General features: G+C 41.9%; 12 protein-coding genes and 2 pseudogenes. 6 read left to right on the forward strand and 8 right to left on the reverse strand.

Annotated features, from left to right (window positions below):
- Window positions 1-24 precede the first annotated feature (24 nt).
- A pseudogene (locus tag V7K49_RS33300) lies at window positions 25-969 on the reverse strand (AEC family transporter).
- 102 nt (window positions 970-1,071) lie between these two features.
- Between V7K49_RS33300 and V7K49_RS33305 the strand changes: the two are divergent.
- A complete protein-coding gene (locus V7K49_RS33305) occupies window positions 1,072-1,875 on the forward strand; it encodes a M15 family metallopeptidase (protein WP_335209476.1) in 804 nt (267 codons plus the stop codon).
- 76 nt (window positions 1,876-1,951) lie between these two features.
- Window positions 1,952-3,109, forward strand: coding sequence for a DNA cytosine methyltransferase (locus V7K49_RS33310; RefSeq protein ID WP_335209477.1), 1,158 nt, complete (start codon window positions 1,952-1,954; stop codon window positions 3,107-3,109).
- On the opposite strand, the gene V7K49_RS33315 is transcribed toward V7K49_RS33310, so the two are convergent.
- From V7K49_RS33315 to mrdA, 3 genes are all read right to left on the reverse strand, one after another.
- The gene (locus tag V7K49_RS33315; protein ID WP_335209479.1) at window positions 3,072-3,821 is read right to left on the reverse strand and encodes a hypothetical protein; all 750 of its coding nucleotides are present in this window, start codon (window positions 3,819-3,821) and stop codon (window positions 3,072-3,074) included. The genes V7K49_RS33310 and V7K49_RS33315 overlap by 38 nt on opposite strands.
- Window positions 3,805-4,050 carry a helix-turn-helix domain-containing protein gene (locus V7K49_RS33320; protein WP_334869943.1) on the reverse strand — a complete coding sequence of 82 codons (246 nt, stop codon included), beginning with the start codon at window positions 4,048-4,050 and terminating at the stop codon, window positions 3,805-3,807. Before V7K49_RS33320 ends, V7K49_RS33315 begins: the two co-directional genes overlap by 17 nt.
- Window positions 4,051-4,155: 105 nt before the next feature.
- The gene (gene mrdA, locus V7K49_RS33325; RefSeq protein ID WP_335209480.1) at window positions 4,156-6,003 is read right to left on the reverse strand and encodes a penicillin-binding protein 2; all 1,848 of its coding nucleotides are present in this window, start codon (window positions 6,001-6,003) and stop codon (window positions 4,156-4,158) included.
- Between the two features lie 203 nt (window positions 6,004-6,206).
- Here mrdA and V7K49_RS33330 point away from each other — a divergent pair, with 203 nt between their 5' ends.
- Both V7K49_RS33330 and V7K49_RS33335 read left to right on the forward strand, forming a co-directional pair.
- Window positions 6,207-7,334, forward strand: a complete 1,128-nt coding sequence (locus V7K49_RS33330; protein WP_335209481.1) for an ABC transporter ATP-binding protein — start codon at window positions 6,207-6,209, stop codon at window positions 7,332-7,334.
- Window positions 7,335-7,609: 275 nt separating this feature from the next.
- A complete protein-coding gene (locus tag V7K49_RS33335) occupies window positions 7,610-8,059 on the forward strand; it encodes a hypothetical protein (RefSeq protein WP_335209482.1) in 450 nt (149 codons plus the stop codon).
- 144 nt (window positions 8,060-8,203) lie between these two features.
- Here the strand turns inward: V7K49_RS33335 and V7K49_RS33340 are convergent, their stop codons facing one another.
- Window positions 8,204-8,977: an MlaE family lipid ABC transporter permease subunit gene (locus V7K49_RS33340; RefSeq protein ID WP_334869935.1), complete on the reverse strand. Its 774-nt coding sequence runs from the start codon at window positions 8,975-8,977 to the stop codon at window positions 8,204-8,206.
- Between the two features lie 647 nt (window positions 8,978-9,624).
- Between V7K49_RS33340 and V7K49_RS33345 the strand changes: the two genes are divergently transcribed.
- A complete protein-coding gene (locus tag V7K49_RS33345; RefSeq protein ID WP_334869933.1) occupies window positions 9,625-10,200 on the forward strand; it encodes a TIGR04376 family protein in 576 nt (191 codons plus the stop codon).
- 573 nt (window positions 10,201-10,773) lie between these two features.
- Window positions 10,774-11,334, forward strand: coding sequence for a nitrate transporter (locus V7K49_RS33350; protein ID WP_335209483.1), 561 nt, complete (start codon window positions 10,774-10,776; stop codon window positions 11,332-11,334).
- A gap of 3 nt (window positions 11,335-11,337) precedes the next feature.
- On the opposite strand, the pseudogene V7K49_RS33355 reads toward V7K49_RS33350, so the two are convergent.
- The 3 genes and pseudogenes from V7K49_RS33355 to V7K49_RS33365 form a co-directional block, all read right to left on the reverse strand.
- Window positions 11,338-11,659, reverse strand: a pseudogene (locus tag V7K49_RS33355) (collagen-like protein); the annotation flags it as partial.
- Between the two features lie 127 nt (window positions 11,660-11,786).
- On the reverse strand, window positions 11,787-12,470 hold the full coding sequence (locus V7K49_RS33360; protein ID WP_298916896.1) for a response regulator transcription factor: 684 nt from the start codon (window positions 12,468-12,470) through the stop codon (window positions 11,787-11,789).
- A 39-nt stretch (window positions 12,471-12,509) separates the two neighbouring features.
- Window positions 12,510-12,884: a sensor histidine kinase gene (locus V7K49_RS33365; RefSeq protein ID WP_335209484.1), complete on the reverse strand. Its 375-nt coding sequence runs from the start codon at window positions 12,882-12,884 to the stop codon at window positions 12,510-12,512.
- Window positions 12,885-12,926: the final 42 nt, after the last annotated feature.

Genomic DNA, 12,926 nt, shown 5'->3' on the forward strand with positions numbered 1-12,926 from the left:
GCATCACGGTGCATAAATCCAAAATCAAAACAGCCACAGCCAAACTGGGAGAGTCACCAGCAATACTATAGCCCCAGTAGCTAAGGCAGTAACTGCCAGATCGCGATCAAGATTGAATGTCTCAGCAATTACCAGTGTGGCGAAAGCTGGAGGCATTGCCATTTGTAGCACGATGATCTTTGCTATGGGCCCAGTTAATCCAAACAGTGGTAAAATGCTGCCCAATATCAAGGGAACTAACAACATTTTGATTCCCAAGCTCATCCCTGCTTGTGGTAGGCTACGCCAAGATTTGAGCAGCGCCAGTCGCATTCCAATTAACATCAGAGATAAAGCTACGCTACTCCAAGCAAATTTCTCTAGGCAAAATTCCGCGGCTGTGGGAATTGTCACCTGGCGAAACAGCAAGCCAAATCCGAAACTCCACAGGGCAGGATTAATTAAGATCGCCCTAGCAATCTGCCAATCATTATAGATACCACCGCCAAAACGCGCTGCTAGTAACACACCCAAGCCATAAGCTCCTGGGAATGAACCTAGCAAATCGTAAAATAGTGCCCAAGCAAAGTATTCCTTACCTACGATTGCTAAGGTAATGGGAAAGCCAAGATAACCTGTATTACCCAACATCGCTGCTAATATCAAGCTAGCCTGAGTTGATTGTTGAGGGACGGGATTTCTAAAATAGACTTGTGCTTTAATTGCTAGCCAAGCTAAAAATGCGCCTAGTAAAATGGCTAGGTAAGCGATGTCTGGCGACAAGCCGCTTCGCGTCTACGCAGGTGCAATCCAAATTTGCCCTGACAAGCTAGATTGACGCAAAAAGGATACTATGCTTATGGGTACTCCCACCCAAAAAAGAAACTGTCCCAAACGAGTAGGAACTGTCACAGGTAGTTTGCGTCCCAGAATAAAACCTACCAGGACTAATCCTCCCAGCTTGACGTATAGTTCTAAAAGGTTTGTCAAGATTGCGCCTAAAAACCACAGATGTAAAATGCTACCTGTTCCGTCTATTTTTGTCCAGTGCAAAATCTGTTATGGTTATCCCACAAAAACAGGAGTTTACCCTTGAATAAGGCTGGGTTTTCTGGAAAACCGCAAAACTCATCGAATGACCTTGGTGATGATATTCCAGTGGCTGTACGCGATACCCCTGATGCAACACCTAAAATTTGGTTGCAACCCCGAATTATCCTGATTGGGGGAATAACAGGATTTGTCTTGCTGGCTTTAATTAGCGGTTTTTTGTTTTTCCTCACTGCACCCAAAAAAACTGCTGATTCTCAACGTTTACCAGCTACTTTTGCTCCTCCAACTCCAGCAGCATCTAATAATTCTAGCGATACTGTGTTAGGGCATTTTCCCTACCCAGAAGCCCCTCAGTCAGAACTAGTAACCATCTCCGCAAATAGGGGCATTAGAATGCGAAAAGCTGCTGCCCAAAAATTTGAGGAGATGGTAGCAGTAGCGCGGGGTGCAGGTGTAATTTTAGTGCCAATTTCTGGCTTTCGCTCAGTCAAAGATCAGGAGCAGTTGTTTTTTAATGTCGGTGCCCAGCGAAATCAGACGCCAGCAGAACGAGCTGCCCTTAGCGCTCCTCCTGGTCATAGCGAACATCACACAGGTTATGCTGTGGATGTTGGAGATGGAGCAGTACCAGCAACTAATCTCCAAACTAACTTTGACAAGACCAAGGCTTATCAATGGCTACAAGCAAATGCAGCACGTTTCAGCTTTGAAATGTCATTTCCTAAAGATAATATTCAAGGTGTGAGTTATGAGCCTTGGCACTGGCGTTTTGTAGGCGATCGCGACAGTTTAGAAATGTTTTACAAAGCCAGAAATTTGAAACCCGCTAAGTTGCCTCAATAAAAGTTGATCTAGGGATTACTATCTTTTTATAAAGGAGTTGGTTGACAATCATTATTGAATACTATAGTATTCAATAATGATACACAAGATTATTGACTTATTTGCTGGTGCTGGTGGCTTGACAAAAGGCTTTCACATGGTGGGCTTTGAATCTCTATGTGCAATCGATGTAAATGCAAAAGCCTTGGCGACCTACAAGCATAATTACCCAAAAACTAAAATCATTCATCAGGACATACGTCAGGTTAGTCCTGATGACTTACGATTAGCGTTGGGCTTGCGGCGAGAAGCACCAATACTGTTGATTGGCGATCCCCCGTGTCAGGGATTTTCCAGAAATATTCCTGCTGGTTATCGCTACCTCAATGATTCCCGTAACCTGCTATATCGAACGTTTTTGGAATTCGTAGAGGAGTTTAGACCCCTTTATGTCGTAATGGAGAACGTGCCTGAAATCTTGAAAGCTTACAATGGCGTAATTAGGGAAGAAATAACAGAAAAACTTGAATCATTGGGCTATAAAGTTGTCTCTTCATCATTAAATGCTGCACATTATGGAATACCACAAACGAGAACCAGAGCTTTTTTTCTAGCTAGCCTGGATCACTCCCTTGATTTTCCTGAACCAACACATTTTGGTGATATTAGGAGTGACTATAGAACTACAAAATCTTGTAATCAGCTTAATTTATTAGAGGCAAATATTTCTGGACTTGTCACAGTCAGAGATGCGATTGGAGACTTACCACCACTAGATGCAGGACAAGACTATGACGCTGAAGTTTATCCTTCTCCTCCACAAACTACATATCAAAGGATGATGCGTCATGAAAGCAGAAAAATTGTTAATCATGTTGCTCGTGCTTTGAGTCCAATTCAATTTTCGAGAGATCGCGCTCTTTGTGAAGGACAAGATGCTAGGGACTTACCTTCTGAATTAGCTCCCAAAAAACACTACAGCGGCGCATACGGGAGACTTTACTGGGATAAACCAGCGAGAACTATCACCAGATGGGTCTTCCATCCAGGATCGGGTAGGTTTTTTCATCCTACTCAAGATCGAACAATTACAATACGCGAAGCTGCAAGATTACACTCTTATCCAGATGATTTTCACTTTTTGGGAACATATACTGAGATGGCTTCTCAAATTGGTGAATCTGTACCTCCCCTATTAGGTAAAGTAATAGCTTCATCTATTCTTCAGACCTATCCTCAGAAAACTGTGTATTGATTTGATCTTGCAAAGCAGAGAGAACTGTCTCCACATATCGATCAAGCGTAAGACGAGTTCTTGCAACTGTAATACGAACCGCCTGTGTAGGAATAGTTCTAGCTCTGAAAAGTTGTTTCTGATTTTTGTACCAAACCAATTCTGTTTTGCCTGCAACGCTTCCCTGTAGTCCAGCCCCTAATCCCCCAGTAGTTTTATCTACCGTCCAAGCCCAAGAAAACGTATTTGGGTCAAGAGGATTGAGTGGAAATTCGCAGTAAATATACTCATATCCTTTGATAGTTTTCAGTAATATTCCTTCATAACTATTGACAACGCTCTGTGCTGCCTGACTCAAAATAATCTTCTCATTCCAATGTTGGATAATGGCTGCTCCAAGCTGATTAGGCAAGGATTGCTCAGTTAGACCAGGAAAACCAAGTTGGCCAGCTTTCTTGATGACATCTGCTCTCTGAATGACAAACAAAAATGGATTTGCAAAGTTGAGGCTATTTAGTTGGAGAAATTTGAGTGACCAACCAGTTTTAGTCACCAAGTCAACAGCATCATAGAGAAGCTTGCTACGTCCCAGAGCGGGATCTGATAAAGGAATATCCTTAACATAATGAAAAATTGCTTCCCAGGTATAATCTTCTATCGAGCCGATGACTGGAGATGCAATGGTAGCAATAATGGCTTGGCTTAATCTTTCAATTTCATTGTCCGTCAACACTCAGCGATTCCTCTACAGCTTGTAAAAACTCACTCATTGTCATACCTAAAGCATTGGTAATATGGCTGAGAACTCTAACAGATGGACTTTTTAGCCCTCGCTCAAGCTGGCTGATATAAGTCCTGTGCAGACCTGTCACTTCTGCAAGATACTCCTGTGACCAACCTTTCTCTGTGCGACGACGCTGTAGTTCTAGTCCTAGAATTTGGTCTAGTTTACTGGGCTGCATGATGAAAAAGCGTAGAATTTTGAATACAAAAGTTCTACAGACTAAAGTATTCAAAATAGCCTGATAAGCGACATAACAAGGTAGGCAAACTTCTGCCATAGTGTACTAGTCTCCAGTACCATGTCCTGAACTCTGAGTTTTAGCTTCTGATGACTCAGGCTGAAGTTTTTTATACTTACCTGGATACTTATGTTGAAAATAAGCTTCCAGCACTTGTAAAACCATTGGCCCACAAACAGTACCACCATGCTCGCCAGTATTTTCCCCAAAGGCCACAACCGCAATTTCCGGCTTATTACTAGGGGCATAAGCACCAAACCAAGTATGATTTGGGCGACCAACACCGGCTTCAGCAGTACCACTCTTTCCAGACGCTGGGGGAATTGTCGGCACATTCAAGCTCTTACCTGTACCCTCACTCACCACCTTCCGCAGTCCCTCACGGAGAACTTTGATAGTTTCCGGCTTCATATTTAACGACGATCGCCAACTTTTTGCCTCTTCGTTGTCTTTGAGCAAATGCGGCTGAACTCGATACCCACCATTAGCGGGGACAGAAAACATAATCGCCGATTGCAGGGGTGTCACTTGCAAAGCACCTTGACCAATTGACATATTAATGGTGTCACCGACACTCCAAGGCGTTTTCAAAACTCTCTGCTTCCATGTTTCATCTGGAACCAAGCCTTTTGATTCTTCGTTGGGAAATTCAATGCCAGTTTTTTGACCAAACCCGTATTTGCGACTCCATTCGATTAAAGTTGGGCCACCAACTTTTCTGCCAACTTGATAGAAAAAAGTATCACTACTCATAGCGATCGCTCTGGGAAATCCCAATGGCCCAAATCCGGCGTGGTTCCACTCACCAAAAGTCACCCCACCAACAGTCAGGGAACCAAAGGTCTGTAATACTGAGTCAGGAGAGAATTGACCTGATTCGAGTCCGGCTGTCGTAGTGACAATTTTGAAGGTACTAGCAGGTGGAAAGGCACTCAGGGCCCGATTGATCAAGGGATGGTCTTTACCTTGCACGCTTTCCCAATCTTTCTGGGAGAGTTTTTGTTTGGAGAAGATGTTTGGGTCAAAGGTGGGGTAAGATACTAGTGCTAAAACAGCACCATTATTCGGGTCAAGTGCTGCGATCGCGCCTCGGTGATTTCCCAAAGCTTTTTCTGCTGCCTTTTGCACATCCAAATCTATGGTCAGGTGCAAATCGTTACCAGCTTTTGCCTGTTTCTCCCCCAAAACCCGGATTGGTCTACCCGCACCATCTACTTCCACTTGCTGACCGCCCCATTCGCCCCGCAGAGTTTTCTCATAGGCCTTTTCCACCCCCATCTGACCGATTACATCTCCCAGTCGATAACCTTCCTGCTTCTTGTCCTTTAACTGGTCGGCGGTCAATTCCCGCGTATAACCGAGTACATGTGCTAATTGCTTACCGTGAGGGTAATAACGTACAGAATCTCTATTCATTTCTACTTCTGGCAGTTCATTTTTATACTCCTTTAATGCCGTGATTTGTGCTTCATTTAGATCACGAGCAATGCGGATGAGCGAAGAAGAATTAGCACCTGCTAGTTCTAATTTCTTTTCCATCTCGTCTTGCGGGATGTTGAGAATTTGCGCTAGACGGGGACCGACTACAGACCAGGAAGGCTTAGTATGTGCCATCGGCCACAAATATACAGAGCTAGGATAGCGAGTACTGGCTAAAAGTTTGCCATTTCGGTCAAAAATATTGCCCCGTTCGGGTTGTTTAAGAATCATCCGAATTCGGTTTGCTTCGGCTCGTTCCCGGAGTTTTGGACCTTCAACAATTTGCAAGTATGCCAAACGAGCCTCAATCCCAGTGGTCATTAATAAGGTAAATACGATTAAAAATATTGATTGGAAACCACGTCCAACTGTACGGGTATCTTTTTTGCTGCCAATTAATGGGAATAAAGACATAAGACAAAGAATGATTCCAAGAGCGGTATTATCTGTATACAATTACCCTAAACTCTTCCCCAGTAATGGGTACGAAAGAATCGGGCGAGTATATTCATTCCTGAACAATTGTTTTTGGCGGATACAATAAACCAAAGTGTCAAATCTAGTCTGCCCAATAGACTACTGACATCACGTAAGATCACGGCATTCTACTAAGGATTATGGCTCAAATTGTCATGCAGAATCAGAGGGGGATAACAACTTTTCAGCCACTTGATGTTGAACTGCGTAATGTCTTCAAGTTTTTTAACCAAGAACCAGCAGTAAATGGAATCGACTTGGATGTTAGACAAGGAGAATTTTTTAGTATTTTAGGCCCCTCCGGTTGTGGTAAAACAACAACACTGCGCTTAATTGCTGGGTTTGAAATCGCTGACGCTGGCAAGGTATTGATTCAGGGTCAGTCTATGACTAATGTGCCGCCTTACCGCCGACCCGTCAATACTGTATTTCAAAGTTACGCTCTATTTAACCACCTGAATGTCTGGGATAACATCGCCTTCGGATTGAGGTTAAAAAAAATACGCAAATCGCAAATTGAAGCTAGAGTCGAAGAAGCTTTAAAACTGGTGAAAATGGAAAGTTTGCGATCGCGCTTTCCCAATCAACTTTCTGGTGGTCAACAGCAGCGAGTTGCTTTAGCAAGGGCCCTAGTCAACCGTCCCACCGTCGTATTACTGGATGAACCTTTAGGGGCGTTAGATTTAAAACTACGTAAGGAAATGCAGGTTGAGTTAGCAAATTTACACAAAGACTTGGGATTGACCTTTGTGATGGTGACACACGACCAGGAAGAAGCATTGTCTTTGAGCGATCGCATTGCCGTGATGAACCAAGGCAAAATTGAACAAGTTGGCACTCCCAGCCAAATTTATGAACGTCCCCAGACATCCTTTGTTGCTGATTTTATTGGCGATACTAATTTATTCAGCGGTGAAATCGTAGCGGTAGACTCTTCTAATGTGCAAATTTCGACAAAAACGGGACTTTCAATTGTCATCAGCCGCGCTGAAGATACACCATCTGAATTATCACAAGCGGTGGTAGTGAGTGTGCGCCCAGAAAAAATACAGCTTTCGCTTTATCCACCCAATTTGCCAGCTAACTCCTTTGAAGGACGGCTTGTCAATGTTATGTATTTGGGCACACACGTTAATTATGTTGTGGAATTAACAAATGGCATTAACATAAATGTGTTGCAACCTAATACTTTTGGTACTCTACCAGACCGCGACACGCCGATCTACGCTTGGTGGGCAGAAAATGATTGTTTAGCTATTAATCAATAATTATTAGTTTGCTCAGTTTGTCACCTGATATTTATAGCGGCTTGGTAGATAATTCTTCTTAGTCAAATCCTATGAACCTATCCCACTAATAATATTTGTGATAAAAAGCTTAAGCTTATTGAGAAGTGAAAATGAAAAACCAAGGTTTTCAAGCACATTTTACGAACAGAAGTAGGGTTTTTTAGAATAGTGGGATAGGTTCATGGGTGCGAACGGTGAGTTATAACATTCAGTAATGGAATAAAACCTTGACCCTGTACTAGGAATACCAACCCATGTCTATTTTGAAAAGAGTTCCTTGGGTATCCCTGGCGTTAGTACTGCTTAGTTACAGTACTTTGGGCTGGCTAATATCTGAAACACATGCTCCTCTGTTTGTGTGGCTGGTAACTGTAGTTGGTATCTTGCTTTTAATAGTAACGTTGACTGCTCCTTGGCCGAAAATGACATATTACTATAGTATTTTGCTTAAATCAAATACTAGGTCTTTCGGCATTGCCGTCTTAGCAGCTTTCTCGTTTTTTATTATGATTGCCTGGTTTGGGGTATTTCTTGATACCTTACTCATCATTTCAGCGACTATATTAGTCAGGATAGACTTTCAAAAAGCTGGTCTTAGGGAAGGGCTAGCCTTTTCAGCTGCGTCTATCTTTTCATTGGGAGGTTTAGCTTTGGGTGCGCTAATCTACAAGTTAATATATTCTCAAATTCCACTAACGTCATGAAGTATACCCAAAAGAGCTAGCGATGCCTGTGGCGGGCTGTTTGGTGTCGCTTCAGAATCGATATTGCTTACCTAAAGAGTTTTTTTGGCTAAGATTCCCGACTTCTTAAAAAAGTTGGGAATCTTGTTCAATATTTGCTTAGGTTCAAAATGCAGGCTGTTCAAACAGCAGTAGAGACAGGAAAAAATCCATGATAAAAATTGACACCCAACTAGTAACAACTGCTTTTGTTGCAGATTCTCCTACTTCTTTGGCTCCCCCTTTAGTAGTTAAACCCCAACTACAGCCAATCACAGCAACCAGTACACCAAAAATAAACCCTTTTAGTAAAATAATAAACAAATCTGATGGTTCTAAAAAGTTTCTGACTGATTCTAAAAATGTTTCTGGAATAATTTTGTAAAACTGTGATGCGGCAAAAACTCCGCCGATGATGCCTGTAACTAAAGCCAAAATCGTCATCAAAGGCACCATTAAACTACAAGCAATTACTCTAGGAAGTACTAGATAATCAATTGGATCAGTTTTAAGTATATAAAGTGCGTCAATTTGCTCTGTGACTTGCATTGCACCTATTTCTGCTGCAAAAGCAGAACCGACTTGTCCCGCCATAATACTAGCGGTCAAAATTGGAGCCAATTCTCTACAAAAAGCTAAGGCAAAAGCACCTCCCACAGCATCGACAGCCCCAAATCGGATTAATTCCCTCGTTATTTGAATAGTAAAAATCATTCCTGCAAAACAGCTGACAAGGAGAACTGGAGAGATAGAACCTGGCCCAGCAGTTACCATATGTTGCAGAATCTTGCGGTAATACGTTTTTCCTTGGAGTAAATGTAGCCACACTTGACCAAAAAGCAGTACTGCCGCAAAACAGCGTACAATCCCAGATTGCTCAAAATTTGTTTTTAGTCGCAATTTTATCGTCCTTAAAACTGACTTTTTTTGCACATATGTTATATCAATCCTCCAAAATAAGACTACAGATACAAATGGTGGAAACCCAGCCAGATGTAATCTGATTTTCTCAATTACGTAGACGCACAAAGTGCGGCTTCCCGTAGGATATTACGAATTGGTATTAGGGTATGGTACATGAACAGATGTACTGGATGTTTACCCTGAAAGTGGAGGAGGTGTTTGGGCATGGTTTAACTTATATATACCAATTATCTATGAAGATGCATAGAATAAAACCTCATGGAATAGAGCTTCAAGTATAAAATCATAACTTGTTAAAGAGGAGATTAACTCTGAAGATATTTGGGAGCATCCCAATGCAAAAATTTACCAAAATCGTTACAAGTCATTGTGAATGAAGCGTACTTTTTCTCTACAGACGCTCCGCGAACGGAGAACCCGCAGGGTAATTGCTCTCAAATTCAGCCGCAGTAACGATATTGAGTTTTCTAGCACTGACTAAAGCTGCTTACGCTGCTGTCTGATCCCACATCCTTGATGACGGTAACTATTAAAATTTAGATTCCGCCCACGAGAATAATTCCGCGCACAAGAATAATTACTACAATAAAATAGTCACGCACCTAATCTCTGGAGTTCTAGCAGTGGGCTTATTTGATGATTTGAGTCGGTTTTTAGAAAACCGTTTAGAAGAATTCTTGCGTAACAATCCACATTTGGAGTTAGAGGCGCTGCTAGAACAGCTGCGTGAGCAAGAGGAAGACACATTAAAGCTGATTGCAGATTTACAATTACAAGAGAAGCGATCGCAAGAAGAAATTCTGTCCACCGCTCAAGAAATTCAGCGTTGGCATATCCGTGTTCAAAAAGCCAAAAACGCTGCCAGAGAGGATTTGGCAACTGCGGCTCAAGAGCGAGAAGCAGCCCTATTGCGCGAAGGAAATCAGCGCTGGGGACATATGCAAGGGCTGAAAGAACGCATTAACCAATCTCAGGAACTACTGCAAAAAATTCAGCAGCGGCGACAGGAGGTGCAGGCTAAAGCAGCCGAAGCACAGACAGTTCAAGCTAAAGCGCAAACTCACCAGCGTTTTGAAACCAATGGCTGGTCAAATCAAACTAGCAGTTATTCTGGTGGGTTTGATGACTTAGAAGATAAGTTTCGTCGCTGGGAAACTCAGGATGAGTTAGACCAAATCAAGCGGAATCTAGGGAAATAATCGCAAAGGCTAAACTGAAAAGGATGAAAACTAAATAATAAATTTCATCCTTTATACTTCTGATTATATTTATTATCTGTACTATTAATAACAAGTTTTGCAAGTTATTTGCTATTAAAATTTTTACATGTTCACACTTAGCTCAATCATCAAGCTAGTAAAATCTGGAAATTGTATTTAATTTACTAATCATGATTTTTTTTTCTGATAAGGTTTAGTAAAGCCAACTTTTACCTTTTCTGTGTACTACTACTATCACATCGTAATAACACCTAATTTTTTTGAGTAACAGCCAAGGAGGAGAGGATCTAGGAAATCTTGTCGTCATACCAATTCTATGTAAGGTTATGCTTTATTCACGTAGGGGTAATACCCTGCGGGAAGCCGCTTTGCGTCTACATTAATTGACCCTACAGGGTGTTGTTTTGTGTAAGTCTGATAGGCGCATTTTCATACAGAATTGGTATGAGAAAAGAGGAAGTGCAATTAAAATCACTTTTCTATTCGCTATTTTGTGTTGTTGCCGCAGTATTTTCCAAATGTTTGCCATAAGAACTGAGGCAGAAAAATAATATGTTTTTAGACATTTTAGCTAGCCTGCAACGGTTATTTGTGGGTTATATTCCAGCCGTTGTATTGGGTAGTTTCATCGGGTATTTAATCGGCATCAATAGCATGATTTATCAGCTATTTAGGCTGATATTTCAGATACCACATAGTATCCCTCCTATAGCCTTGTTACCTCTTGCCTTAATAGCGCTTCCAGAGAAAGAATCAGCTGCCATTATAGTAGTTTTTCTGGGAACTCTCTGGACGATGATTATTAATACGGCAATAGGTATGCAACATTTTCATAGACAGAATAATAACTTTCGAGTAGCTATATTTCATATATTTCATGCCTTGAAAGTTAGCATTTGGGTAGCCTGGTTTATAGTTATTGCTACAGAAATGTTAACAGGCCCAAAAGGACTTGGTTTTACCCTCTGGGATGCTTATAAAGCTGGCAATGCCGATTACATAATCCAGGTGCTCCTCTACATCGGTATCATTGGCTTTTTACTGGATCAGTTACTAGATTTTGCAGCTTATATTCTCTCGCAAATGGTTTCAGATGGGAAAAAATCTTCCTAAGTTTTATCTAGGCTTGTAGATTGTACCCTGCCAGCTAATAGTTTGTTTACTTCACAGAACGTATTCCCAAAGAACGAGTTGCTACAACTTCAATATCAACGTTGACACGAAGGCGTAAAGTTCCGTCATGAATTTTGAGCTTGCCTAAAGCTAGAGTAAAACGGTTGTAGTCACGAGTCACAAGTTCGTTAGGAATATCCTTTTCATATTCAGTTTTGTAGCCAGAAAAACCGTAGAAGTTATCCTATGCGCGGAATTTCACGCGAAACTGAGTATTAATAGCATCAGACTTTGCTGCCAAATCGACTATTTTTAAGTTGAGGTTTGGGAGCATCCCAATGAAGGCTACTTTACAGCAGTTTTCATGTATTTGAACCACATCTGTTGGAGGGGCGCAAGGCCTTGCGCCCCTCTTTTGTCTTTAATATATTGCTTTTTGTCGAAATCACAAGTCATTGCGATTGCTCCCGTAGTGCATAACCTACGCCACGGACTGTATGAATCAAACGCTTTTCATTCTTTTCTTCCAACTTGAGTCGCAAATAACGAATATAAACCTCAATAATATTAGAATCACCCATGAAGTCATAACCCCAAACCTTCTCTAGAATTTGGTCTCTAGTAAACACCTGACGGGGATGTGAGAGGAGATATTCTAATAAGTCAAACTCTTTTGCTGTTAACTCAATGCTTCGTTTCACCCGAAAAACTTCACGGGTGCGGCGATTTAAGCTTAAATCTTCAAATTGCAACAAATCCTCGTCTGTTTCTTGTGTGCGGCGGAGATGGGCGCGAATTCTAGCTAGTAGTTCTTCAATGCTGAAGGGCTTAACTACATAATCATCGGCTCCCGCATCTAAACCTGCGACGCGATCGCTCACTTCATCTTTTGCTGTCAACAAAATCACTGGTACTGTACTGCCTGTTGCTCGCAAACGGCGGCAAATTTCCAAACCTGTCAGCCCTGGTAGCATCCAATCCAGAATCGCTAAATCTGGTGATGAGTCTCGCGCCAGGGTTAGACCAGCAATACCATCATGGGCTACACTTACCTGATATCCTTCGCTACAAAGTTCTAATTCTACAAATCGCGCCAGTTTGACTTCATCTTCCACCAAAAGGATATGTGCTGTCATATTTTTGCTCCTAAAGCAGGTAATGTGAGAATAAAAGTGCTACCATAACCTGGCTCTGAAAGGATGGCAACTTTGCCTCCCATACCTTCGGCTAGGTGTTTCACAATTAGATAAACCTAAGCCTGCTTTGCCAGTTGCACGAGCGCGGGAAGGGTCAACTTGGTACAAGGGTTCAAAAATGCGGGACTGCTGCGACAAGGGAATGCCATCACCCTTCTCGCTAACTTGAATGATTGCCCAACCATTAGCCTGTGTGAGTTGCAAGGTAACTGGATCACCCACATCCGAGTATTTAACTGCATTACTAATTAAATGGCTTAATACCTGTATGAGTTGATTCCACTCTGCCTTTATTCTCACAGGAAACGGAACAACTTCCAAATTGATTGCCCAATGCTTAAATTTATCTGTCATCTACACTATGTCTGCAACCAAATCATTTAATACTGCAAGACC

The organism is Nostoc sp. (assembly GCF_036919675.1).
Taxonomy (GTDB): Bacteria; Cyanobacteriota; Cyanobacteriia; order Cyanobacteriales; family Nostocaceae; genus Nostoc.